This window comes from Streptomyces sp. HUAS ZL42, assembly GCF_040782645.1.
GTDB lineage: Bacteria > Actinomycetota > Actinomycetes > Streptomycetales > Streptomycetaceae > Streptomyces.
In genome coordinates this window covers 9,840,744-9,866,886 of the sequence record NZ_CP160403.1, presented here as the reverse complement: position 1 = coordinate 9,866,886, position 26,143 = coordinate 9,840,744, and the positions used below count along the sequence as shown (strand labels likewise).

General features: G+C 69.3%; 17 protein-coding genes and 1 pseudogene. 8 read left to right on the top strand and 10 right to left on the bottom strand.

The features are described 5' to 3' along the window. The first annotated feature begins 375 nt into the window (after positions 1 to 375). The 4 genes from ABZO29_RS45260 (at position 376) to ABZO29_RS45245 (ending at position 5,784) form a co-directional block, all read left to right on the top strand. Positions 376 to 2,931, top strand: coding sequence for a Helicase associated domain protein (locus ABZO29_RS45260; RefSeq protein WP_367326007.1), 2,556 nt, complete (start codon positions 376 to 378; stop codon positions 2,929 to 2,931). A 366-nt stretch (positions 2,932 to 3,297) separates the two neighbouring features. Further along, positions 3,298 to 4,359: a hypothetical protein gene (locus ABZO29_RS45255; RefSeq protein WP_367318073.1), complete on the top strand. Its 1,062-nt coding sequence runs from the start codon at positions 3,298 to 3,300 to the stop codon at positions 4,357 to 4,359. 331 nt (positions 4,360 to 4,690) lie between these two features. Beyond that, a complete protein-coding gene (locus ABZO29_RS45250; RefSeq protein ID WP_367318074.1) occupies positions 4,691 to 5,173 on the top strand; it encodes a winged helix-turn-helix domain-containing protein in 483 nt (160 codons plus the stop codon). Further along, the gene (locus tag ABZO29_RS45245) at positions 5,170 to 5,784 is read left to right on the top strand and encodes an IS630 family transposase (RefSeq protein WP_367326353.1); all 615 of its coding nucleotides are present in this window, start codon (positions 5,170 to 5,172) and stop codon (positions 5,782 to 5,784) included. Before ABZO29_RS45250 ends, ABZO29_RS45245 begins: the two co-directional genes overlap by 4 nt. Here the strand turns inward: ABZO29_RS45245 and ABZO29_RS45240 are convergent. The 4 genes and pseudogenes from ABZO29_RS45240 to ABZO29_RS45225 all read right to left on the bottom strand — a co-directional run bounded on the left by ABZO29_RS45240 (position 5,778) and on the right by ABZO29_RS45225 (position 14,060). Then, positions 5,778 to 6,347: a DUF6262 family protein gene (locus tag ABZO29_RS45240; RefSeq protein ID WP_367326008.1), complete on the bottom strand. Its 570-nt coding sequence runs from the start codon at positions 6,345 to 6,347 to the stop codon at positions 5,778 to 5,780. The genes ABZO29_RS45245 and ABZO29_RS45240 overlap by 7 nt on opposite strands. A 544-nt stretch (positions 6,348 to 6,891) precedes the next feature. Continuing rightward, a pseudogene (locus tag ABZO29_RS45235) lies at positions 6,892 to 7,356 on the bottom strand (site-specific integrase); the annotation flags it as partial. Positions 7,357 to 8,858: 1,502 nt separating this feature from the next. Further along, complete coding sequence (locus tag ABZO29_RS45230; RefSeq protein ID WP_367318075.1) at positions 8,859 to 9,956, bottom strand: tyrosine-type recombinase/integrase; 1,098 nt, start codon at positions 9,954 to 9,956, stop codon at positions 8,859 to 8,861. A gap of 549 nt (positions 9,957 to 10,505) precedes the next feature. Continuing rightward, positions 10,506 to 14,060, bottom strand: coding sequence for a SpoIIE family protein phosphatase (locus ABZO29_RS45225; RefSeq protein WP_367326006.1), 3,555 nt, complete (start codon positions 14,058 to 14,060; stop codon positions 10,506 to 10,508). A gap of 170 nt (positions 14,061 to 14,230) precedes the next feature. On the opposite strand from ABZO29_RS45225, the gene ABZO29_RS45220 reads away from it, so the two are divergent. Continuing rightward, positions 14,231 to 14,866, top strand: coding sequence for a transposase (locus ABZO29_RS45220; protein ID WP_367326005.1), 636 nt, complete (start codon positions 14,231 to 14,233; stop codon positions 14,864 to 14,866). On the opposite strand, the gene ABZO29_RS45215 is transcribed toward ABZO29_RS45220, so the two are convergent. Continuing rightward, entirely contained in the window at positions 14,861 to 16,858 is a 1,998-nt protein-coding gene (locus tag ABZO29_RS45215; RefSeq protein WP_367326004.1) for a HEAT repeat domain-containing protein, read from the bottom strand. The two genes, ABZO29_RS45220 and ABZO29_RS45215, sit on opposite strands and share 6 nt — an antisense overlap. A gap of 238 nt (positions 16,859 to 17,096) precedes the next feature. On the opposite strand from ABZO29_RS45215, the gene ABZO29_RS45210 reads away from it, so the two are divergent. Beyond that, the gene (locus ABZO29_RS45210; protein ID WP_367326003.1) at positions 17,097 to 17,339 is read left to right on the top strand and encodes a hypothetical protein; all 243 of its coding nucleotides are present in this window, start codon (positions 17,097 to 17,099) and stop codon (positions 17,337 to 17,339) included. A gap of 1,106 nt (positions 17,340 to 18,445) precedes the next feature. On the opposite strand, the gene ABZO29_RS45205 is transcribed toward ABZO29_RS45210, so the two are convergent. Next, complete coding sequence (locus ABZO29_RS45205) at positions 18,446 to 18,943, bottom strand: transposase family protein (protein ID WP_367326002.1); 498 nt, start codon at positions 18,941 to 18,943, stop codon at positions 18,446 to 18,448. Continuing rightward, positions 18,934 to 19,278, bottom strand: a complete 345-nt coding sequence (locus tag ABZO29_RS45200; protein WP_367326001.1) for a hypothetical protein — start codon at positions 19,276 to 19,278, stop codon at positions 18,934 to 18,936. Before ABZO29_RS45200 ends, ABZO29_RS45205 begins: the two co-directional genes overlap by 10 nt. A 77-nt stretch (positions 19,279 to 19,355) precedes the next feature. Between ABZO29_RS45200 and ABZO29_RS45195 the strand changes: the two genes are divergently transcribed. Beyond that, the gene (locus tag ABZO29_RS45195) at positions 19,356 to 20,018 is read left to right on the top strand and encodes a hypothetical protein (protein ID WP_367326000.1); all 663 of its coding nucleotides are present in this window, start codon (positions 19,356 to 19,358) and stop codon (positions 20,016 to 20,018) included. Between the two features lie 3 nt (positions 20,019 to 20,021). Here the strand turns inward: ABZO29_RS45195 and ABZO29_RS45190 are convergent, their stop codons facing one another. From ABZO29_RS45190 to ABZO29_RS45180, 3 genes are all read right to left on the bottom strand, one after another. Continuing rightward, positions 20,022 to 20,576 (bottom strand): hypothetical protein, encoded by a 555-nt coding sequence (locus tag ABZO29_RS45190; protein ID WP_367325999.1) that lies wholly within the window; start codon positions 20,574 to 20,576, stop codon positions 20,022 to 20,024. Between the two features lie 396 nt (positions 20,577 to 20,972). Then, the gene (locus ABZO29_RS45185) at positions 20,973 to 22,859 is read right to left on the bottom strand and encodes a DUF2637 domain-containing protein (protein WP_367325998.1); all 1,887 of its coding nucleotides are present in this window, start codon (positions 22,857 to 22,859) and stop codon (positions 20,973 to 20,975) included. A 23-nt stretch (positions 22,860 to 22,882) separates the two neighbouring features. After that, on the bottom strand, positions 22,883 to 23,317 hold the full coding sequence (locus ABZO29_RS45180) for a hypothetical protein (RefSeq protein ID WP_367325997.1): 435 nt from the start codon (positions 23,315 to 23,317) through the stop codon (positions 22,883 to 22,885). Positions 23,318 to 24,237: 920 nt separating this feature from the next. On the opposite strand from ABZO29_RS45180, the gene ABZO29_RS45175 reads away from it, so the two are divergent. Then, entirely contained in the window at positions 24,238 to 26,055 is a 1,818-nt protein-coding gene (locus ABZO29_RS45175) for a BTAD domain-containing putative transcriptional regulator (protein WP_367325996.1), read from the top strand. Positions 26,056 to 26,143 lie beyond the last annotated feature (88 nt).

Genomic DNA, 26,143 nt, shown 5'->3' with positions numbered 1-26,143 from the left:
TTCCGGCCACCGGATCGCTCCGCGATCCTCTGCGGGGATCCGGCTCCGCCGGCCCCCGGGCGGAACCGGTGCGCTCCGCGCGCCGGTTCCGCTAAAAAGCAGCAGCTACAGGGGTGATGGCAGGGCGTCAGGTGGTGCAGAGACCCCTGGGTGCGGTCCTGGGAGCTCTGGCGTGCCTATCCGTTTGACGATCCGTCAGCATGTGAATGCAGGAACCTCAGGATCGAACACTTTCGACCATTTTGGCGGCTCATATGCGTCACTCTAGTAGCCAGATAGATTCTGGTATAATGGCTGCATGGCTCCCCCACTCATCGCCGGGTACTGAAATCTCATCATGGCGTGCCGTAATTGGTGCGGGAAAATGGGTGTGGAATGGCGCATATGAGTCTTCGTCCGCATCAGGTTGAGGCGGTGGATTCGGTGCTTCGGAGTCTTTCGGAGCAGCCGGGGAAGGGAATTCCTCCTGAGGGCCTGAGGGCTCAGGTCATCGCCGCCACCGGGTCCGGGAAGACTCTGATCGGTGTGGAGGTGACGAACCGTCTGTCCGCGCGCAGGGTACTGGTGTTGGTGCCGACGTTGGATCTGCTGCTGCAGATGGCTGCCGCGTGGCGTCAGGGCGGCCGGCACGGGGCGATGGTCGGGGTGTGCTCGCTGCGGGGTGCCGATAGCCAGGGAGTGCCGTGTACGACGGATCCGGATGAGCTGGTGGCGTGGACGGCCGGGCCGGAGACGGTGACGGTGTTCGCGACGTACGCCTCGGTCGGCATGGGCACTGTGCAGCGGGCGCATGCGGCGGGGCTGCCGGTGTGGGACTTGATGGTGGTGGACGAGGCGCACCGCACCAGTGGGGATGCGGGCAGGCCGTGGGCGGCGGTGCACGACCAGGCGCAGGTGCCGGCGGTACGGCGGTTGTATATGACGGCGACGGCGCGGGTGTGGGAGGCCGAGGGGGATCGTCCGCGGCTGGTGGCCTCCATGGACGAGGACTCCCCCGTCTTCGGGCCGGTGGCCTACAAGTTGAAGTTGTCGGAGGCGATTCGGCTGGGGTTGGTGGCGCCGTATCAGGTGCTGTGCCTCGACATCCGCGACCCCGAGCTCCACGCCGCACTGGCCAACACGGAGACGATCGCGGCCGGCTCCGACGTGGTGCGGGGAGCCCGGTTGGCGGCCGTGCAGGCGGGTTTGATGCGTGCTGCAGTCGAGGAGCGGGTTCGGCGTGTGCTGTCGTTCCACAGTCGGGTGGTTGAGGCGGAGGCGATGGCGGCCGCGATGCCGGCTGTCGCGGGTCGGCTCGCCGCTGACGCCCCCGACACTTTCCCGCCCGCGGAGCAGGTGTGGGCGGACTGGCTCTACGGTGAACACCCGCCCGCCCGGCGCCGTCAGGTGCTGGAGGAGTTCGCCTCCGACTTCCTCGGAGGAACGGGGTTCGAAGGGCGGGATGTGCCCGCGAAATTGCGGGTGTTGTCCTCCGTGCGGGTTTTGGGGGAAGGGGTGGATACGGCTGAGTGTGATGCGGTGCTTTTCGCGGACGCACGCGGGTCGATGGTCGATATCGTGCAAATGGTCGGGCGTGCTCTGCGTATGGAGCCAGGGGCCGGGAAAATTGCCACGCTGATCGTTCCCGTGTTCCTCGGGCCGGATGAAGATCCAAACGAATTGCTCACCTCGGACGCGTACGGCACCCTCGCGAAGATCCTCGGAGCTCTCCGGGCCCACGACACCGAGACCATCGAAGCCCTCGCCGACCCGCGGGTGCGCAGCGGCCGGCCCGGGGGTGCCCAGGAGGGTGAACAGGCCGAGGAGAGCGGCGAGTTGTGGGACGGGGCGGAGGATTTCGAGGACGCCGGCCAGGACGCCGGCATGCGGGTGGGTACGGCGGCCGCGGGCGTGCTGCGGTTCAGCGAGGAACGCGACCCGGCCGCGCTGACCCAGTTCGTGCGTCTGCGGGTCATCGACCCCGAAGGCGCCTACTGGCGGCGCGGGATCGAAGCCGCTTCGCGGTGGCTGCGCGAGACCGGCCACACCGAGCTGCGGGTGCCGTACGTGTACGTCACCCCTGAAGGCTGGGGAGCGGTCGGCTCCTATCCTCTGGGGGTGTTCATCGCTGATCAGCGCCGCTACTACGCCGCCGGCACCCTCGAGGCCAGCCGTGTCGCCGAGCTCGAGGCGTTGGGCATGGTGTGGTCGGTGCAAGCCTCCGCCTGGGAGACCGGGCTCGCCGTGGCCCGCGCGTACGCGGCCGTGCACGGGCATTTCCTGCCGCCGGCCACCGCGGTCTGGGGCGGAGACGGGTTCCCGATCGGGGTATGGGCGAAGAACCAGCGCGCAGCGGCCCGTAAGACCCGTGAGAACGCCGCACGACGCGATGCCGGGGAAACGGGCCTCTCGTACGCCGGGGAGCTGTCGCAGGAGCGTATGGAAGCGTTGGACGCTATCGATCCCGGGTGGGCCCCGGAGGGATGGGACGTGGCCTGGCAGCGCTGTTATCGGCTCACCCTCGCCCACGTCCGCGCCAGCGGCACCCTCCCGGCTGCGGTGGGTGAACTCATTGTCCAGGGCGAAGACCTCGGCGCCTGGATCAGTGCGCAGCGGGGCGGATGGGAGCAGTTGGCGTCAGCGCAGCGGTTCCTGCTGGAGACCGTCGGTGTCGAGCCCGCGGGTGCGGGCGAAACCGCGGTGCCGGGCCGGCGCAGCCAGGACGAGCGGTGGGTCACCCACCTCACCGCGGCCCGCCAGTTCCATACGCGTGAAGGCCATCTTCGGGTGCCCCGCAAGCACGTCGAAACGATCCGACCGGGCGGAGACGGCGAGGACGGCCAGGAGACGGTCGTGAAGCTCGGAGCCTGGATCGACAACACCCGGCGCAGGGCCGCCAAGCTCAGTCCGGAACGCCGCGCCGACCTGAACGCGTTGGGCATGCGCTGGTGAGTGTGGCGAATGCATCCTCGCCCAGGCGCGGAGGTTGCCGCCCGCGACCAGCCGCAGGCCAACCGTGGTCCGTCTCGCTTTTGCAGAATGCGGACATGGCTGCTCTCTGCGTCCGGGACGGGCCCGAGGAGCAGGTCCGTATCCTCAAGGCCGGCGCTGCCCAGCGCTGGCACGTCCCTGCAGGCGTACCTACTGGCATTGGTCGCCAGGGAGGTCGGGAGGCCGACCATCGCGGACATGGCTGTGGCTCTGTTCACGAGAACCGACAGCAAATGTTCACCAGTTTCGACAGCACGGAGCGGTCCGGAATCTTCGAACGACGGTGGCCTGATGACACCTGTCAGGCCTCGGGCCTAAGGTGTGCCGGTGATCTTCAGAAGGAAGCAGAAGGCCGCGGACCTGGCCGCCGTCATGTCAGAGTTGGAGCAGGCAGTGGCCGCTCGCGACGGTGGCCGCACCGAGCGTGCGTTCAACGCGGCGGTGAGTGGTCTGCAGTCGGCGACGGGCACCGAATGCGTGCCGGTGGGACCCCGGTTGGCCGCGCTACTCCCTGCCTTTCCGCCCACCGGTCCGCGCCCGATGCTGGCGACGATGGCCGGCTTCTGCGTGGAACGCGGTGCCGATCCGGCGGCCTGTGCGGAGCCGGTCCTCGACGGCACCCACCGGGACCTGCTCGATGCCCTGGAGTTCGCCCGCCGCTGGGCCGCCGCCGGCGGTGCCGGGGACGAACTGCCAGAGGCCGATGAGAAGATCATCGACGACGCGCTGATGGCCCGACTGGGTGGCGAGGCGCACGAGGCGTTGCGGCTGGCGCTGGCCTGGTGCTCGGTCGAGCAGTGGCAGCCTCCCGCGCTGGCCGTGCTGTGCCGCAGCACCGAGGTACGCCGTCGGCACGCATCCGCGCTCCTCCCCGCCTGCCGCGACCTGGCGGCCCTGGAGCGGCATGACCTCAAGTGCCTGGCCTACGCGCTGGCGATCCTGGACGACGAGCCCCTGGTGGTGTTGCACCGGCCCACCGGGACCGGGTTCGAAGTGCGTATCGGCGGCATCGGGGACAACTTCCAGTTGCACACGCTGCTCGCCCACGTGCTCGTCGGCGGCGGCCACGTGCCTGGCACCGCACCGTCGGCGGAGAGCGTCCGCCTGGCCACGGACCCCGAGCCCGCCCAGGGGCGCACCGGGGCCGTCGCGACCGGGGCCTTCGAACTCGTCGCCCCGGATGGGGAGCGGATCTGGAACGAGGGGCTGCCCGACGACATCCCCGTTGTGGAGGGACGCCGCCTACTCGTGCTGGACGAGCCGATGTACCCACGCAGTTGGAACGCCGACCGGTTCTTCCCGATGCTCCCGGGGACGGCCGAGCTGACTCGTGTGCTGTCCGCCGACGAGGTCCAGACCTGGTTCACCTACACCTGCTGGACGTCCTGACCCGGTCGCCCGGCGCCACCGCTCGGCGTCAGCTGCTGCCGCTGCCAGAGTCGGCGCTCGGGCCTGGCCTCTATCGAACAAGAAGCACGCCGGGGTGCTGTCGAAATTGCTGAACATCTGCTGTCGATTTTCGTGAGCAGAACCATGGCTGCGCGGCTGGAACGCGAAGAGGCCGCGCAGTACACCACCGAAGACGTCCTGGCAGCACTCGGCGTAGAACGCTCCGGCCGCTGATGGCTGCCGTGCGATCACGGCGGTTCTGCGTGGTCTCAAGGGTTACTGATCTCTTCGGACTGTTGTCGGATGCTGATCCCTGCGGTAGGCCGGTGGTATGCGGTACGCGCAGGGCGGTGGGCTGACCGCCGAGCGGCGGAAGTTTCGTGAGCGGATCCGGTACCAGGCCGGTGAGCGGTTCGCACGCAGTGAGAGAACCGCGGTGATCGCGAGGGATCTGCGGGTGAGTGAGCGGTCGGTGGAGCGCTGGCGTCGTGCCTGGCAGGAGGGCGGGATGGACGCCCTCGCCTCCACGGGACCGGCCAAACTTCCCAAGGTGTCCGACTTACAGTTCGCCGTGCTGGAGGAGGAGTTGGCCCTCGGGCCGGCCGAGCACGGCTGGGAGGACCAGCGGTGGACCCTGGCACGGGTCAGAGCGCTGATCGCCTGGAAGTTCGGCATCGACTGCTCCTCGGCAGCCGTCTGGCGGCTGCTGCACCGGCACGGCTGGTCCTGGCAGTGCCCGGCCCGCCGCGCGCTGGAACGCGACGAGCATGCGGTCGAGCTGTGGAAGAAGGACGTGTGGCCGCAGGTGGAATGACCGCGGCGGCGCTGGGGGCCTACATCGTCTTCGAGGACGAGGCGGGGTTTTCCATGACACCGCCGCGGGCCCGCACCTGGGGCCGACGTGGGCACACGCCGGTGGTCCGGGTGCGCGGCCGCTCCTGGCGCCGCTGGTCGATCGCCGCCATGTGCTGCTACAAGCAAGGAGAAACCTCCCGGCTGATCTACCGGCCGCGCCGCCACCGCAAGCACAAGGGCAAAGGGCGCGACAGCTTCTCCTGGCGCGACTACCGCGACCTGGCGGTGCGCGCGCACCTCCAGCTCAAGGCCCCGATCGTGCTCGTCTGGGACAATCTCAATACCCATCTCGCCGCCGGCATGCGCCAGTACGCGGACGAACACGACTGGCTCACCATCGTCCAACTTCCCTCTTATGCACCGGACTTGAATCCGGCGGAAGGCGTCTGGTCGCTGTTACGGCGCGGCCCGCTGGCCAACACCGCATTCACCGACGACGACCACCTCGAACGCACCCTCCGCCGCGGACTTCGCCATATCCAGTTACGGCACGACCTCATCGACGGCTGCCTTGCCGGCACCGGACTCAGCCTCACCCACCACCCGACAACAATCCGAGGAAATCAGTAGGGCGCGGTGTTCTCTGCTCGGATCATTCTGCGCAGGCTTGTGCGTGCTGCGGCCAGGTCGGCTTCCAGCTCTGCGACGTGGGCGTGCAGGGTGTGGTTGTCGTCGGTGGCGTGCCGGAGCTTGTCTGCGAGCTGCTGGTTTTCCTGGGTGAGTTCGTCCACGCGGTCGCCGAGGTGCCGGGTGTCGAGCGTGTCGAGTTGGTGGCCGAGTTGCTGCTGGATGATGCCGGTCAGGCGCTGTTTGTCCTGGCGCAGGGCGCGGATCTCCTCGCGGGCCAGGGCTAGTTCCGCGCGCAGGGCTGCGGGAGGGGTGGGCGGGGTCGTGGTGGGTGAGGCGGCAGTGGTCTGGCGTTGGCGGTGTTGGGCGTTTTCGATGTGTTCGCGGATGCCGGGGGTGTAGGTGAGCCAGGTGGAGACGCCGGCGGCGCGGGCCACGGCCGTGAAGGTGATCTTGTTGCCTTGTTGTTCGAGGGTGGCGAGTGCGGTGAGGGTGCGCTGGCGTTTGTCGAGGCTGTCGCGGCGGCGCGCGGCGGCGAGGGTGTGGGGGTTGCCTCGGGGGTTCATGGCTGACGGCTGGTGGCGGGGGTGAGGGGCAGCAGGGTGTGGGTGTTCCTGCGCGGGCTCTGCGCAGGAGGGTGCTGGCCTGTTCGATCTCGGCGCGTTCGGCGGCAGGGAGCGCGGCCAGGCGGCGGCGCATGCGGTTGGCGACCTGTTCGAAGGCGGTGATCTGGGCGGTGAGGGCGGTGAGGACGAAGTCGGCGGCGTCCATGGCGGTGGCGCTTTCGCGGTCGGCGCGCAGTTCGTTGATGTGCTGCTCGATGGCGGGGAGGTAGGAGGGGTCGGGCCGGTAGAAGCCGCAGCCGGCGCACTGGAAGCGGATGGGGCAGGAGGTGCCGCCGGCCTTGACGTTGCTGGGTTCGGTGCAGCCGCCGTAGGGGACGGCGACCGAGCGCAGTTCGTAGGTGGTGTCGGAGCAGGGGCGGGGATGGCCGTGGTTGTCGACGACGTGGGCGGCGAGTTTGGTGACGGCGTCGCGTTTTCGCTGCAGGGAGACGGTGTAGTAGCGCTGGGTGGTGTGCACGGATTTGTGGTCCATTAGTTCGCACAGGACGTCGAGGGGCGTGCCGGCGTCGGCGTGGCGCTGGGCGTAGGAGTGGCGGAAGGCGTAGGCGTAGATGAGGGAGCGGTCGAAGTCCAGCGGCCGGCCGTCGGGGGTGGTTCCTTCGCCGTAGAGGTGGGGGATGCTGTCGACCCACAGGCGCAGGGTTTGGCTCAGGTAGCTGGTGTGCAGGTGGCGGCGGGTGGCCAGGGGGGTCAGGGCGGGGAAGAGGTGGTCTGCGCCGGTGGGCGGCAGGGTGGACTCGAGCCCGGTCCGGCGGGCCTGCCAGGTGCGGATGGCGTTGGCGGTGTCGGTGGTGATGGGCAGGCGTCTGCGCATGCGGCGGGCTTTGTGGTTGTTCCACACGAGGGAGATCTGGTCGCTGCGGGTCTCCAGGCAGTCGCGAGGCAGGGAAACGATCTCGTTGGGGCGCCGGCCGGTGTCTCTGAGCAGGATGTACAGGGTGCGGTACATCAGCTGCAGGTCTGGGGTGGCGAGCGTGCGTCGGCCGCGGACCAGGCGGCCTTGGCCGAGGAGGTCGAGGTGGGCGTCGAGTTGGCGGATCACGGGCTCGGGGATGGCCGTGCCGATCTCGTCCTCGTTGGGTTCCTCCACGGCGATGCGGTGGGTGAGGGGGTCGCGGACGAAGGCGGCGGCAAGGGTGGGGGCGGTGCCGCAGCGGCGGCCGTAGTCGATGAGTGCGAAGAAGTGGCTGGCTATGGAGACGCGATAGCTCCAGCCGGCGGGCTGGCCGTCGAGCTTGGGGGCGGTGCGGAAGGCCTCGACGACGGCGGTGACGTCGTCGTAGCGCAGGGCGGAGGGGTCGGCGGTTCCCGGGCGGTGGGCCAGGGCCCGGGAGGCCAGCTCGACGCCGCGCAGGGTGCGGGCGAACGCGTCTGCGTCGGGGCGCTGCTGGGTGGTCCAGGTGTGCAGTATTTCGCGCAGCCACCGTTGGCTGATGGTGCGCAGGTCGACGGTCTTGGGGTAGCGGATGCCGGCGGGTGTGCGGGCACGTTGGCCCAGCGCTCTCAGGTCCAGGATCTCGTGCGCGGCCGGTGCGGTGCCGCGGTGCTGGGCGTAGCCGGTCTTCACTGCGGTGCGTACGCGGTTGAGCAGCCGCAGGACCGCGACGCTCGAGTGCGGGCAGATCGTGCTGTCGGTGCCGTTCCCGGTCAGGGTGAGGGTGCCGGCCAGGTCCCGTACGAGGCGGCGTGCCTGGCAGGGCTCGAAGATGCGCAGCCAGGGGTCGGCCTGTTGCAGTCCGTAGAGGATCTCCTGGCGCAGCGGCTGGGGCAGGCCGGCGAGGCTGAACTGGTGGGCGGCGAGGTAGGGCATCTGACGTGCCGCCCATTCGGTGATCGATGCGTCCGGCTGGGTGCGCCGGTGTGTCCTGAACTTGCGGGAGTGATGCGGGCACAGGCCGTGGGTGTAGAGGGTGGGCAGCTCGCACGTGGGCACCAGGCACACAGCCGTCCGGGCGAACGGCGTCGCCTGCGCGTGCCATCCGGCCGGGCCGTGCTTCTCGGCATACTTCTTGAACTGGACGTAGTGGCTGCTGCACAGCCCCTTGCAGTGGCTGGGCCGCGCGCAGCGCCGACCGTCACGCGTGACCAGGCAGGCCGGCCGGGGCGCGCCCGCCCGCGCGATCTTCCGCACCGGCGTGAAAGTGCGGGCGAACTCCTCCTCGGGCAGCGGCGAGCGCAGCTGCGCCGTCTTGCACAGCGAGCAGTAGCCGTTGGCCGGCGACACCAGCTCTGGGCAGGCGACCGTCCGGCACCCGGAGACAGAGGTACGTGGCTCGTGGGGGCTTCCGGTGAACAGCCACACCTGCGCCCGCCACTCCGTCGGCCGCCACTCGGGGTCGGTGTGCTCGCGAAGCCACTTCACCCAGGCTTCATCGCTGGAGGCCGCGGCAGCCGTCGTCGTAGCGTCCCGCGGCGTTGCGGCCGGATCGGCCGGCACGGCGGCCGGGGTGGTCACGGCCGCTCCCGCAAGGAGGCGACATGCTCGACCGCGGCGCGCAACTCGGCGTCGCCGACGGTGCGGTAGGCCTGCATCGACAGCGGGGAGACGTGGCCGAGCAGACGCTGCACCACGTCGCGGTCCACGCCGTCACGCAGCCAGCGCGTGGCCGCCGCGTGCCGCAGCATGTGCGGGCGGCAGGCATGGCCGACCCGGCCGGCCAGCCGGTCGAACATCTCCTTGGTGTTCGGATACGACATCGGCCTGCCCCGCGCCGTGCGGAACAGGTTCACGAACACCATCGGCTCGGACGCCGCCCCTGGCAGCCGGTCACGTTCGTACTGGTAGTCGGTGTAGAGGGCGACCAGGTCGGCGGTGACGGGCACGCTGCGCGGGAAGCGGGACTTGGCCAGGGCCCGGTTGGGATTGTCGGTGCGGCGGCGGACGTGGAGGTGCGGGCCGTCGACTCCGCAGCCCACCGGCCGTGAGGAGGCGAGCAGGTGCAGGTCTTCGCGGTGCAGGCCGAGCGCCTCACCGATCCGCAGCCCGGTGCACGCCAGCAACGCGATCAGGAAACGGTCCCTCGCCCGCGGCACGGACGCGATCATGTGGCGGATCTGGGCGGAGCTGAGGTCCTCGTAGCCGGCCTGGACGGTTTTGAAGCGGAACGCGGCCGCCTGGATCTGCCGGCGCTCGCCCCGCTCCCCCACGTCGAAGCCGGGCGGGATGAACCGCAGCAGCTTGGGCTGGGCCAGCAGATCGGTCGTCCCCGACGACACCCAGCCGTGCAGGGCGCCGAATCGCAGGAACTCTGACACCACCGTCAGCACCGCGTTCGCCGTTCCCCGCGACCGGCAGCGGACCCCCTCAGGCACCAGGCGCCCGTTGCGGGCAGGCAGTGGCGCCTCGATGAGCCACTGCTGCAAACCGCACAGGCCCAGAAAACCGGGCGCACTCCACGCAAGACGCCTCGCACCGCAGTAGTTCAGGTAAAGGGCCAGGCGTCCTGCGTAGACGCGCTCGGTGTTCGGCGAACAGCCCCTCGCACGCAGCGAGGCGAGATAGCCGGTCGCTTCCAGGTGCAGGGCATAGCTCTCGGACTCCACCACCACCCAACGCACAGTGCCGGATATAGGCGAAATAGCACGTTCTGCCCTGTAGGCGGTCTCCACATGCCGAACGTAACCAACTCCCCCACACGCCGGAGCAGTTCACCCAAAACCACTACACAGCCAGGTGGCAGCCGTACCAAACATGCCTCACACCCAACCCACCCCTAGATAAAGATAGAGACCGAGCAGCTCATCAACGAGCTCCTCAACGGCACGGGTCCAGCAATGTCCATGTAGGATCCGCGACTTCGTGAGCACTGTCGGCGGATCATGAGCACTGTCCGAGCAAATCCGCGGCTCGGTGAGCAGTCGATCTCGTGACCTGCACGTTCGGCAGTCGGACGATGGCGAGTTCGGGCTCCGCCGGTGCAGCGGTGCTCGTGATCGACCGTCAGCACCGCTGCTAACCGACCGCGGATTTCGGCGTTTCCGCAGGACACGCTGCCAGCGAAGTCGCGGGCCCTACACCAATGTAGGTTCCGCGGATTCGTGCAATGAAGACAGTTCGTTAGCAGTGAATTAGCAAATCTGCTGCTTCCTTAGCAATGACTACGAAGCAGTAGCGGTCGGTTGTATGGCACTTCCGTCAGTCTGCGGGTCGCCGGTTCGACACGATGGTTCGGCGGTGGCGGCGAGCAGGGCGGCGTCGTCGTCGACTCGGTCGGGGGTGTTCAGTAGTTCCAGGGCCCGTTCGGTGATCTGCTGGGGGTCGGTGCGGGCGGTGGCGGGCAGCGCGCCGCAGGTCTGGCGCAGAGCCGCCAGGCGGTCGTCCAGGGACAGCGCCCGGTTCTCCATCAGGCCGTCGGTGTACAGCAGCAGGCTGGTGCCGGGCGGGAACGCCACCTCGCGGTCGATTGGGGTGCTGCCCAGACCCAGCGGCAGCGCCGGGGGCAGCTCCAGGTAGGCGGTGTCGGCGGCTATCAGCAGGGGCGGCAGGTGCCCGCTGGCGGCGTAGCGCAGGCGGTGGCGGTGGGGGTCGTAGACCGCGTAGAGGCAGGTGGCGAAGCGTTCGGTGGCGAGCGACTGCAGGTAGGCGTCCAGCCTGGTCAGCACCTGGGCCGGGCCGGCGCCCTCCAGCGCGAGGCTGTGCAGGGCGGAGCGGAGTTGGCCCATCACGGTGGCGGCTTCCACGTCGTGGCCCATGACGTCGCCGATGGCCAGTCCCACGGCGCCGTCGGGCAGGGCGAGCGCGTCGTACCAGTCGCCGCCGACCTCGGCGCCGCGGTTGCTGGCCCGGTAGTGGGTGGCCAGGCGCACGCCGGGCATCTGGGGCAGGCGGTGGGGCAGCAGGGCGCGCTGCAGGGTCAAGGCGAGGCGGCGCTCGTTGTGGTAGCGGGTGGCGTTGTCGTAGGCCAGGGCCAGGCGGTGGGCGAGGTTCTCCAGATACTTGTGTTCGACCGCGGAGTACCCGCCGGTGTGCCGGACCAGTACCAGGGCCCCCAGCGTCTGGTCGTGGGCGTGCAGCGGCAGAACCAGTACGGCGGCGGGCGCCGGGTGTGGGCCGGCTGGGGCTGGGGCTGTGCCGTTGATCGCGTGGGTGGCGGCGGTGGCCAGGGCCTCGTGGGCAAGAAGGGGGGTGCCGGCGATGTATGCCGGGGGCGACTGCGCCGGGGCGGGTGCCGCAGGGGTGAGGTGGATGCTGATCTGGTCGGCGAAGTCGGGCAGCAGGATCTGGCCGGCAGTCTGCAGTATCTGGTCCGGGTCGAGGGTGGCGGACAGCCGCAGGCCCGCGTCGGCCAGGGAGGCCAGCACGGCCAGCTGGTTGCGGGTCTCGGTCAGGACCTGTTCGCGCAGCCGGGACAGTTCCAACCCGGTGCGGACGCGCGCCAGCAGCTGGCGCGCGGAGAAGGGTTTGGCCAGGTAGTCGTCGGCGCCGGCGTGCCGGCCCTGCACGGATTCCTCCTCGCCGGCGCGGGCGGTGAGCAAGACGATGGGCAGGCGGGCGGTGCGCGGGTCGGCGCGCAGCGCCCGGACCAGCTCGAAGCCGTCCATGCGGGGCATCATCACGTCGCTGAGCACCAGCTCCACCGGCTGGGCCAGGGCCGTCTCCAGGGCGGCCCGGCCGTCGACGGCGAGCAGCACGTCGTAGTCGGGCTGCAGGAGCTGGGTGAGGTAGGCGCGCATGTCGGCGTTGTCGTCGACGACCAGCAGGCGGGCCCGGTGGGGGCGGTCGGTTTCGTGGGGGCCGGGGGCGTGGGGCGCGGGGGCGGGCGGGGTGCGTGCCGCGGAGGTGGCCGCGGCGGGGACGGGGTCGGCCGCCAGCCAGCCCAGCGCCTCGTCCACATAGGCCGCGGCGCGGCCGGGCCGGCCGCCTCCGCCTTCCCTGGGGATCTGGCTGGGGGATCCGGCGCCGGCCGCGGTCGGGGCCGGGCGGGGCCGGTGGGCGGCGGCGAAGGGGAGGTCCACGGTGACGGTGGTGCCCTGGCCGAGCCGGCTGTCCACGCCGACCGTGCCGCCGTGCGCTTCCACCAGGTCCTTCACCAGCACCAGGCCGAGGCCGCTGCCCTCGTGGGAGCGGGAGCGGGCGCCGCGGATCCGGTGGAAGCGCTCGAACAGGCGCGGCAGCTCGTCCGCGGGGATGCCGGTGCCGGTGTCGGTCACGGTCAGCCGGGCCCGGTCGCCGGCCGCGGCCACCTGCACCCGGGCGCCGCCGGTGAAGGTGAACTTCAGGGCGTTGCTGAGCAGGTTGAGGATGATCTTCTCCCACATCTCCCGGTCCAGGGGCACCGGCTTGGGCAGCGGCGGGCAGTCCACCTCCAGCGTCAGCCCGGCCGCCTCGAAGGCGGAGCGGAACACCCCGGCCAGCTCGGCCGTGGCACCGGCGAGGTCGAGCGGCTCGAGGGCCGGGCGCGTCTGCCCGGCCTCGGCCCTGGCGACGTCCAGGAGGGTGTTGACCTGCTTCAGCAGGCGCAGGGCGCCGCGCTCGGCCAACTCCAGCTGCTCGCGCCGCTCGGGCCGGTCCTCGTCGGCCAGGGCCTGCTGGAGCGGGCCCAGGAGCAGGGTGAGCGGGGTGCGGAACTCGTGGCTGACGTTGGCGAAGAAGGTGGTCTTGGCCCGGTCCAGCTCGGACAGCGCCTCCGCCCGCCGGCGCTGCTCTTCGTGTGCGAGCGCGGCCGACAGCGCCCCGGCCACGGCGGAGGCGAGCACCTCCAGGAAGTCGTGGTAGGCCCCGGCCGGTGGGAAACAGGGGTTGACGCCCACCACCAGGACGCCCTCCACCTCGCCCGCGCAGTGCAGTGGCAGGGCCAGCGCCTGCTCGACCGGGAGCCGGGTGGCCGCGGCGTGCTGCCCGGCCGTGCTGCCGCCGGTGAACGCGGCGGCCGGCAGCGTGGCCGGGGCACCGTCGGCGACCACCTGCGCCAGCTGGGCCGCCACCTGCGACCCGTCGGCCGCACTCAGCGAGACGGTCTCGGGCGCCGACCACAGCCCGGCGGAGGCCGCCGGGCGCTGCATTCCCGGCTCGGAGGCAAGGTACAGGCCCAGGAACGGGATCTCCTCGGGGTAGGAGCCCGCCACCTCGGCGACCACGCGAGCGACCTCGCCCGGGGTGGGCAGCCCGGCCGTGCGCGTGCCGGTCTCGCTCAGTAGGCGCAGTCGGCGCTCGCCCAGTACCCGACCGGTGGTCTCGGTGAGGATCTGCAGCACGCCGCCAGCGGTGCCGTCGTCCAGCAGCACGGGCTGGAAGGCGGAGTCGAAGTAGCACTGCTCCAAAAAGCCGTGGCGCTCCATGATGAGCATCTCATCCGGGACCAGCAGGGGCTTGCGGGTGCGGGTCACATAGTGGAAGTGGGAGCTCACGGGGTGGGCCCAGACCTCGGGGAACACTTCCTTATAGGGCCTGCCGAGCGCCCAGGGGTGTTTGGCGCCGACAATGGGTGTGGAGCCCAGGTTGTACAGCGTGGCGAATTCAGCCCCCCAGTACAGAGCCATCTCATGCTCAGAGGTGAGCATGAGGCGCAGAGTGTCCACCAGGGGCCCCGGCCAGGAGACGGGGGGCCCGAGCGGCGTCGCCGCCCAGTCGATCCCGGCCAGAAGCTCACCGAACGCGCCGCCCTCGGCGAACACCCGGGCCGCCGCGGTGCGCGGGTCATCGGGCCGGGTCATCGAGAAGTCTTCCTCCTGGCGCCTATGTGATCCGCCCGCGCCCTGACAAGGCTGCCGACGGCCACTCGCTGCGGACCTCCCGGACACATCGGACGCCGGATCCGACGGTTCCGGCCACACGTCTGCCCGAATTGCAAGGTTAAAACAATTAAGAGGCCATTTGTCCAGCAGTGTACGTCTGGAGCCGCACGCCGACGGCGGTGATCGTCGACTCGCAGGCCCTACGGGCGGCCGACACCATCGGCACCGACGGACAAGGTCGGGACGGCGGGAAGGATGTGGCGGGCCGCACAGGGCACGTGGCCGTGGGCTGCCCGGGCCGGCCACTGGTGGTGCTGGTCACCGCCGCGAGCGTGCGGGAGCGCGACGCCGGGATACCGCTGCTCACCCGGCTCCGCCCACCGCACCGCAGGATCACCCTGGTGCGGGACGACGGCGGATACGCCGGCCAGCTCCTCGACCGGGCCCGCAAACGCACCGATCATGCCACGGGGTTCGCCGTTCAGCCCCAGCCGCCCACTGCTGAAGCCACCTCAACCCGCAGTGACCCGACCCCGTGGGACCAAAGACCTCCGACGGCGCGGTCTTCGGCCACGTCGACCCAGAAACACCCAATTCGCCGGTGGGCCGGGCCACTGCAACCGCGCCGCCCCGGCGACAACGCACCGCGACCACAGCACACACCACTTGGAGAAGAATGCGCACGGCCAAGCCACCCAACCGGTGCGTATCCAGCCCAGATTCCGGCGTTTCCGCAGGAACCAGTGCATACGAAGTCGTGGATCCTACAGTCCAAGGCGCTATGACGCCCGAGGAACAACCTTCAGCCACTCTTGCGCAGCCGCTCTGACGTGCTGATCAGCGTCGTTGGTGAGGCGAACGACAACCTCACGAACTTGGGGGTGACCCGTCCAGCAATTCACGCACTTCTGTCCGGCCGTGAGCCTCACAGCCTCGTCTTCGTCGTGCGTCAAACGAATCATGACATCGCGGACATCAGGGTCATGAAGTCCTACGTTAGGTAGCCTCTCTGCGACAGCCAGACGAGTCCGGTGATCATCGTTGCGAGCAAGACGAAAGAAGGCCTCGCGGACGCCAGCCGCCCAGGGCCACATCTCGTACAGTCCGTTCTCAGCAGATTCCCGGACGTCATCATCCTCGTCGAAGGTGAGACGGACTAGAGCATCGGCGACATCGACATCACCAGACCACTCCGTCGCCAACTCGCATACAGCAGACATCCTGACTCGCTTGGAGCCGTCTCGGGTTAGGCGAAGCAGGAGGGCGCGGACGTCAGCGTCTGCCGACCATCCGCCTGCCAATCCACGTGCGGCGCTCAAGCGGACGTCTACGTCTTCATCCTCATTGATGAGGCGGACCAAGACATCGCGGACCTCAGCATCGCCCGGCCACGCGCGAGCAAGGCCAGACGTGGCGGCGTCCCTGACACGCTGATCGCTGTCGCGGGCGAGGATGCGGAGGAGAGTCTCGCGGACGTGCCGGTCATTCGGCCACCGTTCCGCCAACCCCCGCGCGGCGGCCGCACGCACGCCCGCGTCGCCTTCGCCGTAGAAAATTCGAACTACAGCGTCGCGAGCGTCAGTGTCGCCTCCCCAGCCTTCCACTAGTCCGCTCAAGGCTTCCAGTCGGATGGCAGGGTTGGAGTCACGGATGAGGTGAAGAAGGGCAGTTCGGGTGCCGTCGAGGAAGGCCCAGTCGCGAAGAAGACTTTGGAGGGCAAGGCGACGATGCGCATCGTCTCTGAGCCTTGTAGCAGCCACCAGCACATCGAACTCGTCTGCGGGGTCGATGGAACCGGTGGGCGTGACGGCGTGCTTCAGTTCCCGGGTTGCGCGCTCTTCATGAGCGTTGACATCTTTGGCCTTGATCAGGGCCGCGGCGATGTCGTCAAGGGCAGGTTGGGCGAGAAGATCCTGCGGCAGGACCAGCTGCAGCGACACCTGCGTGTCATCAGCGGGGAGTGAGAGGTCCGCGGCGTCTGGGTGCATAGAAAGGCGGTGCACCTCCGTACGAGCCTGGTCCCACAACGCGTCGAGTGTACGGAGTCGAGCCGCAACACGGTCGGCTTCTTCCTGGGCAGTGCGCTTGTGGGCGAGGGCTTGCTGGGTTTCATCACGCAATCGGGCGAGTTCGGTCGGATCGCCGCTGGTGTGGGAGACGCGGGCCTCAAGGGCGTGATGGCCGGCGATGAGGTCCCGTAAGGCGCTGATGATGCGCCACAAGGTCGCCATGAGGAACTGGGCATCTCTCAGTGCGTAGCGCAGGCGGGTTTCGGTGTGGCGTGCACTTTCAAGCTCAACTTCGAGACGCAGGGCGGCGATCGTCTCGTCGTGTGACCTGTCTCCTGGGCCTGCGGCGTCCCGTTGTGACGTACGGCGTGCGAGTTGCGGTACTGAGTTGTCCTCCATCATGGCGTCGACCAATGTGCGGGCGTACTTGCAGCGCTCGACGTGATCCTCCCTCGTGAGGCGGGCGGCTCGGCTGGTGATGCCGAGGAATACCAGAGTGAACGGCCAGGGCGGGCTGGGCAGAGCTTTTCCCCTCAGTACGCGATCAATATGCGACTTGGAGTGGGCCATGTCGTTGATCGGGTGCTCCGCCCCCCTGCCCTTGCCAGCCGTCGCCCCTTGCCCTTCCTGCTCTTTTGCTGCGCGGGCGAAGCGTTCAGAAATCTCGCGGGCGTCCAGACCGGCCTCACGGGCCTGGCGTTGCAGAAATTTCGCGTAGTCCTGCTGCGGAGTGCTGCCAGAACCTTCCTGGTTGGCCGTGTCCCGCATCCCCGACTCCCGTCCTCGGCGCCGGGGCTCCTGGTCCCCGAATGTCCCACCCAGTCCCTGGGACAGACCCGGACCGCCGCCATCTCGTAGGGCTTGACCTGCGGCGTCGCGCTGAGTGTCCCTGTTCGTCCCCGCCCGTCCCATGAGCGCTTGGGGACCCAGTCCTGACCGCCCATTGTCGCCTTACATCGCCCGGCTTCGGACGGAAGTCGGGAATGAAGTGAAGGAGTTCCTGCTCATGGGCACCATGCTCTGCGACCCGAAGACCCCACCCCTCGTTTTGCCGGCACCGGTCGGCCTTCGAGAGATGTTGGTTCACCTTCTCCTGGCCGCGATGCCTGAGTTCCTGGGCGCCCTGGCGGCAACGCTCGTCGTCGCCGTCACCCCCTGGGCCCTGCAGCGCTTGCATTACGGCCTGGCCCGTACGGCGAGGCGGTTGGCCCTTGGCAAGGTCTTCCACCGGCGCTCCCCCAGGAGGTGACCTCTGCCTGGCACGACCCGCGGGGAGCCCTCGGCACCATTCTTCGACTCGGTAGGTCGCGTGATGGATGTCTAGGGCAGCGGGCCTTTCGACGCTCAGAGTGCGCCTGACGCCAGGTCGTGGGCGGCGTAGGCCAGGAATGTAACGACGGCGGCCTCATCGGAGACAGGCCGCCGAGTGTGCCACTCGGTCAGTGGGTCCCGTCGGTCTGAGGCAAGTTCCGGGCGTGCTGCGTCAGGTCGTCGTCCATGCCTACCCCTTTCTGCGTGCGGCCGGTAGAGGCGATGATTCCGTGCAGGGGATCCGGAGGCATACCGCGCCCAGCAGTCGCCAGGGCTCAGGCGGCGAGGTTCTGGCGGAGTTCGACCACTTGCTCCGTGCCATGCCCAGGTGCACGAGTCGGTCCGCGCCACCCTGTCGAAGGGCATCGCCCGGCTCACCGAATGAGCTGGCCGACAGCGCCACGGAAGCTGGCGGCGGCTGACCTGCTCATCCGGTACCTCAGAAACCGCTGAGCCCACCCGTGCGGCGTAGGCGAGCATATCGCTCACGGCTCCTCGTTCTACGCGGTCGGCCTTGTGTGCCCCCTCCGGTGTTTTCCCCGTATGGTCTACGCAACCGCGTGCACAGGCTGGGCCAAGCCGTCATCCAGGACGGCCACCCCTGCGGTCCTGAGCACGTCCGGTGACGATGACCAGCACTTGGATCGGTGACAGGGCGATGCCTCGCCAGGGCCCACGCGGTGATGTTCTGTGCGAACCCGTTCGCGCGTCCGTCTCCATGGATGTGCGGGAAGGCCTGCCGGCAGTAAACGCCTTGATCATTCGCCTCGTTCGTTCGGATGTGGTCTTGGCTCGCGGAATGCGCATCGGCCTCGGGCAGGTCGAGTTCCGTAACGGTGGTGCCGAGGCGATGCTCAGGACGCGCATGGGTTCGTCCTGTCTCGGTGGCGGGTGCGCAGTGCACAGTGCGCAGAGCAGTGTGCGCACTGGCTTGCGCAATGAGCCTCCTCCAACTTCGAACTCGCAGGTCATTGGGGTTGGTGTGAGTCGCTGATCTCGCACTCGGGCTGGTCGGGGGCGGTTGCCTGTTCCCAAGATCGGCTGTCAGCGGGCGACTTCGGTGTCGGTCAGGACGAGCAGCGCCCGCAGCAGCGTGGTCGCGTAACGAGCCGACACCCGAAGCTTGGTGATGATGCGCCAGTTCTTTAGGTGCGCGAACGCGTGCTCGCAGACCGCGCGAACAGACGCGATCAGCTTGTTGACCTGCTTCTTCGCCGACGTGAACGGTTTGGTGCGGGCGGCCTGGTAGCCGGTGATGACCACGGCGTTGTCCACATCGTCGTCCAGGCCGGTGAAGCCGAGGTCGCCGATGGCGCCCAGCTCGTGGGCCCGCAGGCGCTCGACGAGCTTGTTGTAGCGGGCCGTGGTGATCTCCGAAAAGCGTCCCGGGCGGGCCGCGGACAGCCACAGCAGCCGGCCCTTGTCGTCGGTGAGCGCGAGGAAGAGCAGGCCGTGGGCCTTGTGCTTGCCCGAGTAGTTGCGGCGGTTGTCCGCTCCGGTGCGGCGCCGGGTGCGGATCAGGGTGCCGTCGATCAGGACCACGTGCCGCCCTTTCGGGAGATTTTCTTCCGCGCGCGGTCCAGGCGTGGGGCCCGCGCGGCGAGCAGTTCGATCACCTCCAGCACCCAGCGGCGCACCATGGTCGCGGAGATGCGGTTGCCGCCCGCCATGTCGGCAAGCCGCTGGTCATGGCGGAGAACGGCGAGGACAATCGTGGCGATCTGCCCGGCCGGGAGCTTGCGCCACCGCGAACCGATCTTCTTCAGATGGCTGCGTAGCAGGTCGCCGAGGAAGGTCAACGTGGCCGTGGACAGCTGCAGACTGGACTGGTAGACAACCGTCTCAGTGCCCCCGGCGGGGCTGGTCTTGTTTCGCATACGACATCAACTGCCGCCGGGGGCGCGCACGTTACGGCCCGGACCGGAGTCCGAGATGGCGGGAGCACCCTCACAGCGTGGCGGTGAACTTCCCGTCGGCCAGCTTGCGCAGCCAGCCCCCCTCGGCCAGCCGGTTCAGCTTCGCGCGCAGCGCCTCCGAGCGGGCAGGCTCGCAGGACAATTCCCAGCTCGGCGCAGACCTGCTTGACCATGACCGACCCGTCCGCACGCCGCACCATACCCATGATCCGCTGGTAGTCCGCAGGGAGCATCACCTCGTCCATGCCGCGCTCGCGCTGCGGCACCAGCAGCACCGCACGGCCCGCAACCTGCCCGGCGCCCTGGGCCGGCGTCGCTTCCCGCTCCGCTTCGGCATGCAACTGCTCGGCCAGCCGGCGTGCGACCCGCTCGGCGACGGCGAGCTCCTCCAGCTCGTCGCGCACCTCCTGAAGCTGCTGGCTCAACTTCTCTGCCTGCCCCTCGAGTTCGGCCCTGCGGGCCGCGATCAGCTCACGAAGGTTGGGTTCCGCATCCTGGGCCACCTGACGCACCTCCCGCCCGGATCGTACGGACAGGCGTCCCGCGCACGCCGGGGAACCCGTGGATACGTGATCACCGAAACGGCAGACGATCTTGAGTTCTGTCAACCGCCCGCGACCAGCACGAGGAGACGATCAACGACTCACACCAGCCCCGCGACCAGGACTCCAAGATTGTGGATCTCAGTTGAACCTCACTGATCGTCAGCCGTGATAGCGCCCCAGTTCCGGCCTCACGAAACGCTGGTATGCCAGGGCCCACACGTCGGTCTCGCGGCGTAGCCGTCTCATCGTGGACGGTGGGTCCTCAGCCCAGACCTCGAGGAGTGACTCGGTGGCCGCCTGGCACGACCGTTCGAAGACCACGGCTCCTGCGGCAGTGTCCAGCCCGGCTTCGAGGAAGCCGACCGTTTCGATGGCACACGCGGAGATCTCGTCGCGGGACATGGCCTCGTCCCGATCCAGATGCGCGAGGGCGGCAGCGGCAAGGTCTCGGTAACCGGCGAGGAATTCCTCGGGGAGAGGGAGTGCGGAAGCCTGCTCCCACAACGTGCGGTTCGCCTCCTCAGCCTCTTGGAGGAGCCTGGGGTGGATCTCGAAACCGCGCAGATGGCGCCACACGGACCGGACTCCCCCGTCCACGCGGTAGTACACGGACTCGAGACGCTCGTCCGGACACGCAACGAAAACCGCGCTCCCGATCCGGAGGACCACGGACGCGTCGTAGGCCAAGGCGGCATCGCGGGCCAAGTCCTGCATGTGTGTGCTCCATCCTGATGGGCTGTGCGGGCGAAGACGCGCTTCCCCACACCTGTCATCGGTCGCCTACCACTCAGCCGTAGTAGCCGACGTAATGGTCGCTCCTCGGCCTGTCAGGAAGTTCTCACACGCGGGGCAGATCGGTCACGCCGGGGAACCCGTGGATCCGTGATCGCCGAAACGGCAGACGATCTTGAGTTCTGTCAACCGCCGGTGACCAGCACGAGGAGACGATCAACGACTCACACCAGCGCCGTGACCAGCGCCTTCAAGAGGGTGGATCTTCAATGGGGTCGCGTCTGCGCAATGCCGGGCTGACCTGCGGTTTCCCTTGATTGCGCAGCCGTTGGCGCTGACTGGTTCGTTGGTGCGCAGTGACGTGCAGGGCGCGGCTTCCTACTGCTGTGGCTGCGCGTGGTGGCGGGTCAGTGCCTGCCAGCGCCGCTTGAAGTCGACGGCCTGCTCGGCGATGTAGTCGGTGGTGAGGGGCTTGTTGTGCTGCGCGGTGATCCCGTGGGCTGCGCACTCTTGCGCAATGGCGTCGAGCGACAGGGCTTCGTTGCGCACCCGCTGCTTGGCCCAGAAGGTGTAGACCCTAAACGGCAAGAGGTAGCGGCGCAGGGTGGACGGGCTGACCGGCTTTCCGCCGCGGCCGGTCATGCCCTTCGTGCCGGCGAGGTAGGCGGAGAGCTGCTCGGCCTTGGGTTCCTCGCCGTGCTCGCTCTGGTACTCGCTCCAGGCAAGGTAGTAGCGGTCGACGGTGGTGAGCGCGGCGGGCTCCCCCATCGCGTCGTCCTCGCCCGGCGAGTCGTCGATGGGGGCGCTCACCCGTGGACTGCGCGACCCCTTGGCGGGGTGCGCGCCCGCGCCGGCCAATGTCTCCTCAGGCTCCTCCCCGTTCGTGAGCGGTTCGTCGGAGGGCGCCTGCGCGGCAGGATCGGTGGCTTCCTCGTCTGCGGGAGGCTCCGTCTCGTCGAACTCGCGCTGCCGGAAGGAGGAGACGAAGTACTCCAGGTCTGCGCCCATGATGGGCCGGCCGTTGCTGCCGGTGATCTGGTCCCGCTCGTAGACGTACGTGGCGAGGGCGTCGGCGTCGGGGTAGGCCCCGTGCTCCTGCGCGTACGTGAGCCAGGCGTTGTAGAAGTAGTCACCCCATCCGTCGTCCGCGTCGTGCGGGGCTTGACCTTCGGTCCCGTTTTCAGCTGAGGGGGTGTGACGCTGCCTGAGGAGCTGCAGCAGGGGTTCGAGTTGCTCGTCGGACAGTGGCCCGCCGGCCGCGGTGGCGATGCCGTACTGGTCTTGAAGCCACAGCGCGAACTGCGCGCTCGTCGGCTCGAACCCGAACGCGGCCATCCAGGCTTGATAAGCGTTGGCGAGGTGTTGGGCGTTCCCCTCGTCCGCAAGGTCGTGCGACTGCTCAGGGCGTACGGCCCGCGCCTGCTCCACCGGCTGGTTATGCGCGCCGCGCACCTGCGTCAGTACCTTCTCCTGGTCGGCGGCGGCCTCAGGGTTTTGCCGCTGCGCCGGGACGGGGGCCCGCTCGAGGGTGAACTGAATCGGCGGCTCGTCAAAGCCCGCGGCGGCCAGCCCGGCCGGGGCCGTCTCGGCCAGGGGGACGCCGTAGCGGGACAGGCGCAGCGGCATCAAAGACTCCACCGGGGCCTTACGGCGCCAGGCGCGGCCGAAACGGGAGCGAAGGCTCGCCTGGTAGACGAGGCGCTCCTGCTCCAGCTTGATGACCTGGTCGTAGGAGCGCAGCTCCCACAGCTTCATACGGCGCCACAGCAGGAACGTCGGGATCGGGGAGAGGAGCCAGCGGGTGAGGCGGACGCCCTCCATGTGCTTGTCGGCCGTGATGTCGGCGATCCGGCCGATCGCATGCCGGGCCGCCTCGACCGCGACCACGAAGAGCACCGGGATCACCGCGTGCATACCCACGCCCAGCGGGTCCGGCCAGGCCGCCGCACCGTTGAAGGCGATCGTCGCCGCCGTCAGCAGCCACGCCGTCTGACGCAGCAGCGGGAAAGGGATACGGATCCACGTCAGCAGCAGATCCAGGGCGAGCAGGACACAGATGCCGGCGTCGATGCCAATCGGAAAGACATAACTGAAGGTCCCGAAGCCCTTCTTGATGGCGAGCTCGCGCACGGCTGCGTACGAACCGGCGAAGCCGATGCCGGCGATGATGACCGCGCCGGTCACGACCACGCCGATGAGAACGCGGTGTGTTCGCGTCAGTTGGGTTAACGCGCCATTCCCCGCGCCCACGTCCCACTCCCCCATCGAAGCTCGCAACCGAACAACTCTCACACTCCCACGATCCGCAGCGGGTTGTAGCGCAGCACAAGCCAACATGGCTGAATGCCAGCAAGAAAATGATCACCCCTCGCCCACGGCCCGGGCGGCCGGTGACGGCCGAGACCTCCTGCTCCACCCCCAGGGACCGTGCGTGAGCGCCCGACCCGGCCGCCGAGGAGCGACGACTCCAACGAGAAGGAGCAGGTCTCCGCCTGCCACCTGCGGTGATACAGCGCCATCAGTTCATGGGCCGGGCAGCGCTCGGTGTCCAGGAGAGTGGTCATCATCCGCCACAGCTCGCTGCGGCGAGTACCGTCGGCCAGCGTGACGGCCATCCGGACTTCGACGATCCCTACCTCCAGGCGCCCGTAGCCGCCACCGGCCCGGTACCTCCCCACGCACACCATGGTCAGACAGGAGCCGTCCGGCAGCGGGCCGCGCACCGTGGGACGTCATCTGCGGCTCGCGCGCAACAGGAAGACCGCCCCGGCTGTCCGTCACCGCCGGCAGGAAGTCGAAGGCGTCGTCGTAGGCGCCGGCCAGCAGCACCGACGAGGCCTCCAGCTGGTGCAACAGGCGGCAGGCACAGGTCCACGATGAGGAATGACACCTGCGTGACTCCGAACCGCCGCCGCAGGTCCTCAGCGACCACCGCGACGGCGTCCACCGGTGCCGCCCTCTCCGCTGCGGTCAGCAGCCGGGGGCCGCCGTCTGGTCGCGCGACTCGACGAAGCCCTGCCGTATCCACCCTCACCGCGACCGGATCCGCAACCGGCGCGCCAACGAACGCACCGGCCGGGAAGTACCGCCGGGGGACCTGTTGAGCTGGAAGGGCCCGCTGGTCTTCGTGACATAGGGGCCCGCCTCGTGCTGCGGCGTCCGGTGCGACCGGAGGCGCCGGCGGCGCTCGCTGTCGGTTCCGGCCGGTCCGCTGGCGCTTCCCCTGGGCCGGGCGGTCCCAGAACCTGATCTAGGCCAGCCAGAGGTCCAGCTTGTTTTAGGACCGTCGGAGACGACGGCGTGGACGAGGAGGATGGCGTCGGGCGTCACGATCGCGAGCACAAAGCGATGGTGCCGCGCAGCACCCGGTGGCCCGTGCGGAACGAGCCTGCCGCGGCGGGCCTCCCGTCGGCCCCTCGTATGGCGCGAAGCACGGGGTGCGCTGGCTTACATCAACCTTCCGCTGCGTGCACGGGTGGATACGATGGGTTGCCGCGACGCGAGGGGCGGGGCGGCGCACGCGGTGCTCAAGGTGCCGGAGCCGGGCGCATTGGAACAGCGCGTCCGGTGCGGCCGGTCAGGGGTAGGGGGTGGCGTGGTGGACTCCGCGGTCACGTGCTGTCTGTTGGGATCCTTCGAGGTCTTGGGGAACGAGCGTGTGCTGACGCCGAGCGCGCCGAGGTTGCGGCAGGTGCTGACGCTGCTCCTCCTGAGGCGGCGGGAGGTGGTGCCCGCGGATCTCCTGGTGGACGAGGTGTGGGGCACGCGCCCGCCTCGTCACGCGCTGAGGGCCCTGCACACCAGCGTGTACGAGGTGCGCAAGGCCGTGCGCGAAGAGGAGGGGGATGCCAACCGGTTTCTGGTGACGCGGCCCGGCGGGTACATGGCGACGCTGCCGGACGAGGCAGTCGATGTCGGGCGGTTCGAGCAGTTGGTGGAGGAGGGGCAGCAGGCGCTCGCCGCGGGCAGGGCCTCGTCGGCGCGGGAGCTGCTGGGGCAGGGGCTGGCGCTGTGGCGGGGTTCGGCCCTGGCCGACGTCCGCCGGGGCGACATCCTCCAGGCTCATGCCGTCAGCTTGGAGGAGGCGCGGCTGAGGGCCCTGGAGCTGCGGCTCGACTGCGATCTAGAGCTGGGGCGGCACGGCCATGTCGTGGCGGAGCTGACCGGCCTGGTGGCGGGACAGCACCCGTTCCATGAGGGGCTGTCGATCCGGCTGATGACAGCGCTCTACCGCTGCGGCCGCCGCCATGACGCGCTCGCGGTCTACCGGGCCCTGCGAAGCCGGCTGCGGGCTGAGCTGGGCACGGAGCCGGGCCCGGATGCGCAGCGGCTCCACCGTGCGGTGTTGACCGACGATCCGTCGCTGTCAGCGGGGGCCGAACCGGCCAGGTTGCAGGTGAGGCCGGCTCAACTTCCCCCGGACCTGGTCCGCTTCAGTGGACGTAGTGGGACGCTGGCGCGGGTGGCCGAGGTGGCGGCTGCCGGCCGGTCCGGGCCTGCGGCGCCCGTGGTGTGCCTGGTGGGCATGCCCGGCGTGGGCAAGACCGCGACCGCGGTGCGTGCCGCTCATCTCCTGCGCCAGCACTTTCCTGACGGGCAGTTCTACGTGCATCTGGCCGAGGGCGCGCCGGGCGACGACGTCGCGGTGGCGGCCCTGGGCCGCATGCTCCGGTCGACCGGTATGCCGCTCGGTGCCGTCCCTGATTCGCTGCAGGAACGGGTGGCGGCCTTCCGCTCGTGGAGCTCAGCTCGCCGGGTGCTCGTACTCGTCGACGCTGCTGGATCCGCCCGACAGATCCGGCTCCTGCTGCCGGCGGGACCGGGCTCGCTGGCACTGGTCACGAGTCGTTCCCCCCTGTACGGGCTGCGGGGGCACACAAGGGTGCGGCTCGGTCCCTTTACCCGCGCGGAGGCAGTGGAGGCCCTCGGCCGGGAGATCGGCGACGGGCGCGTGGAGGCCGAACCGGAGGCGGCAGAACGGATCGTTGAACTGCTGGGGAGGCTGCCGCTTGCCGTTGGCGTTGCCGGGGCGCAACTCGCGGCGCATCCCACGGCGAGGCTGGCCCGGTGCGTCCGCCTGCTGGAACAGTGCACGCGGGAAAACCGGCTGTCGGAGCTGTCCACTCTGGGACTGGACCTCAACGAACGGTTCGACGCGGTGGTCGCGACCCTGGACCGCTGGGAGCGCGTGGCCTTCCGGCGGCTGGCCGTGGCGCTGGAAGGGACCTTCACGGCCGAACGGGCAGCCGCTGTCCTGTCGTTCGACAGTCTGACCGGTGGACTGTTGATGGTGCGCCTGGCCGATGCCCACCTGATCGAGCAGGTCGGGGAGACGGAGAGCGGCGAGCGGCAGTACCGCTGCCATGCACTGCTGCGTGCCTACGCCCGCGAGCGGCACCGGTCCGCCAGCCCCGGCGAGTCCCCTGTCGCAGGCAGACCCTCTACGGCGTTCGGCCGGTGACACCGCTGAGTTCCAGAACCGCCGGGAGTTCCCTGGCGTCTTGGCGTTCCCGCGGTGATCATACGGTGAGACGGTTCCCGGTTGGTCT